The organism is Virgibacillus carmonensis, assembly GCF_057836705.1.
On the sequence record NZ_JBYQFJ010000281.1, the window covers coordinates 1 to 593 of the forward strand.

At 38.4% G+C, this 593-nt stretch carries 1 protein-coding gene; it reads right to left on the reverse strand.

Annotated features, from left to right (window positions below; genetic code table 11):
- Positions 1-120: 120 nt before the first annotated feature.
- Positions 121-593: MmyB family transcriptional regulator (locus AC3G7N_RS21880; protein ID WP_489424230.1), on the reverse strand; the 473-nt coding region annotated here is incomplete at its 5' end.

The window sequence follows — 593 nt, forward strand, 5'->3', positions numbered from 1 at the left end:
TTCCCCACATGATCTTATTCCTCACCATTGGGCGCAAATCATCATTTCAGATAAGCGCCCCATTTGAGGAAGATCAAGAGTGAATTTAACCACACGTTAAAATTTGATGTGGACAGTACTTTAAGAGACAGGAACATACATACACCAAAAAAGATTTTCGTTTCCATCCACGTGGGTAGCGGAATGAATTCGGAAATGATTGGTTTGGCCTTGCTCATCATTTATCGAAATGAAACTAACCTTCTTCTGTTCAATTTGATGCTGTTCCCATAGATTTTGAAACAACTTGCTTTGCTGTTTTAGATTTAAAAGGAGTTGATTAAGAATGGGGTCCTCCGGAAAGCGGTCATAAATGCCCCGAAAGACTGCAACCGAATAGGTTGAAAACTCGTCCCAATTTTGAATACGATCCATAATACTTCCTTCCAAAAATAGGAGTTGTAGTAAATACCGTTCTTCGGAAGCACAAGAAGAAAACGGAAAAAGCATTGTTTCTGCCCCTTGATTCCAAAAAATAACCTTGGAACGCTGATCTGTAATGAAGGATGGAAATGGTAAACCGTAGATTGTAGCTTGTAATGAATCATTATATT